The 2,006-nt window shown below is 47.4% G+C and carries 3 protein-coding genes; 2 read left to right on the forward strand and 1 reads right to left on the reverse strand.

The genetic code is table 11. The features are described from left to right. Window positions 1-593: 593 nt before the first annotated feature. Complete coding sequence (locus tag IH879_22655; GenBank protein MCH7677729.1) at window positions 594-1,250, forward strand: transglycosylase SLT domain-containing protein; 657 nt, start codon at window positions 594-596, stop codon at window positions 1,248-1,250. A gap of 110 nt (window positions 1,251-1,360) precedes the next feature. Here IH879_22655 and IH879_22660 read toward each other — a convergent pair whose 3' ends face one another. Next, complete coding sequence (locus tag IH879_22660) at window positions 1,361-1,531, reverse strand: hypothetical protein (GenBank protein ID MCH7677730.1); 171 nt, start codon at window positions 1,529-1,531, stop codon at window positions 1,361-1,363. 57 nt (window positions 1,532-1,588) lie between these two features. Here IH879_22660 and IH879_22665 point away from each other — a divergent pair, with 57 nt between their 5' ends. Beyond that, window positions 1,589-1,939 (forward strand): hypothetical protein, encoded by a 351-nt coding sequence (locus tag IH879_22665; GenBank protein MCH7677731.1) that lies wholly within the window; start codon window positions 1,589-1,591, stop codon window positions 1,937-1,939. Window positions 1,940-2,006: the final 67 nt, after the last annotated feature.

Here is a 2,006-nt window from a genome sequence, read left to right on the forward strand (position 1 = left end):
GTTTAACGGCTATAGTAACCTCTCAAGCGATGAAAGGACAGGCGACCTTTGATCAAAATTTAACAGTGGGTATTTTGTTTGCTTTAAGTGCTGGCCTTGTACTGGTACAGTTCCTGAGGGTAGGAAATAACCTTCGGGTGAGATCCGCCTAATTAGATGACCCCAAAATCAAAATCGCGGCAGCCGCGTTCCTGGATTTGGATAAGTACGGCGGCTTTCAGAGTTTCCTTAACTTTGGCATCGCTTTACCTCTCCAGATGTTGGCAAAGCATCGGGACCATTAGCCGGAATTGAAAACTCATCCCGTTGCCGGCTAATTAAATATTTCTTAGGGATACATTGCAATGTGCCCCTACAGTTTTAAAAATAAAGCCGTTGTCCTCTCCCGGTTCACCTGTACCGATCAGTACGATTCTCTCTACAAACCATTCCTGCCATAATCTGCACTAACTTTAAAGAAATTAAGAACTGACTATTCTGCTTTATTTCTGGCACATCTGTTGCCTGTTTGTCCGGTACTAAAAAGCGAAAAGAAACTTTGGTCAACTCTCCGGTTGTCTCAGGGTAGTTCTAAAAAAGTAGGAGAGGTAAAAATGAAATCGCTCATAATACCCATAATGTTGGGGATGTTGTCACTTAGCTTTCTTCCGGATCAGTCCAATTTCGATAATGAAAAGGTTTTGGAGTTGGGAAAATCCGTGCAGGCAATAGCAGCGCTTGCGCAATTTAATAACAGCTACCAAAACAATGAGCAAAAAATCGTCACTATTATGAACCGGTATAACAAAAAAATGCCGGCGGCAAAGAAACAGGCCATCGCAAATGAAATCCTCGAGATGACATTAAAATATCCCAATCTGGACGTTGATTTGATTTGCGCGACCATCACGCACGAGAGCGCTAGAAGCTGGAATCCAAAGGTAGTATCAAAAGCTGGCGCTATGGGCTTGATGCAGATTATGCCCCGCACCGGAAAGTGGCTTGCGAAGTCCGAAGGGGTTGAGTGGACTTCGACGGAAGCTGTTCTTTTTGACCCAATTCATAATATCAGGCTGGGAACCCGCTACCTTTCCAAATTGATCAACACGTACGATCTGGAGGGCGGACTGGCTGCATATAACGGCGGTTGGAAACGAGCGAAGAAATGGCTGGCAAATGATAAAGCCGACGGCATCCTCTGGGCCGAGACCCGCTCTTACATTCCCCATGTTTTGAAATTGTATGACAAGTATAGGAGCACGGTTCTTTAAGGTCAAAAAAAATGTCGTAGGGGCGACTCGCGAGTCGCCCCTACGAACTCCTCTCCTTTTTACCTCTTTTATATTTTCCCCATGTAAACACCCTTGGGTGACAGAATTTGTCATCCACTAAGAGACCTCGGAGGTTTTTCAGGAAACGACGACCAATTTGCCAACGTCAATTGGTCAACGAGAGACTGCAGTCGATCTTCTGCTTGTTCGGGAAGCGGCTCGTTTTCCACACCAAGAGCCGAGTAGAACCTCCACCCGTCTTCCGGTGAGTTTTCGAGCATGACAGTCGCTGGGAAGACGTCATCCCAGTGAAAGAAATAAGTTTTCCCCTGGAGGACATGGGGAACCAAGTCCGTCAGGCAGTTTTGCATCTTCCGGCTTTCTTCCCTCATGGCGGCGGCGCTGCTCAGGGGGACAAGAAGGTTACCGAAGCTCTGTACGGGGGGTGGCGGGAATTCGCTGACCTCGATCAGCCGGTTTTCCCAACGATCCATGTAATTGAAGAGTTGATCGATGTCCCGGACCCGCCGGATAGATTCCGTCATGGCTGTTTTGAGCTTCTTCGGGGCTACGGAAAAAAGACCGGAGATGTGGTCGATGGACACTCCCAGTGTTTCCTCGACGCTTTCGCCATCGCAGGAAACGGAATCCAGATCCCTCAAAAGAATGGTTATGATATTCGTCTGTAGTAATTCGCGCGGTAATTTCTCAAGCACGCTGATAATGCCCGGAGGAATCTGATCGGCGTGACGAAAA

Source organism: candidate division KSB1 bacterium (assembly GCA_022562085.1).
Taxonomy (GTDB): domain Bacteria; phylum Zhuqueibacterota; class Zhuqueibacteria; order Oceanimicrobiales; family Oceanimicrobiaceae; genus Oceanimicrobium.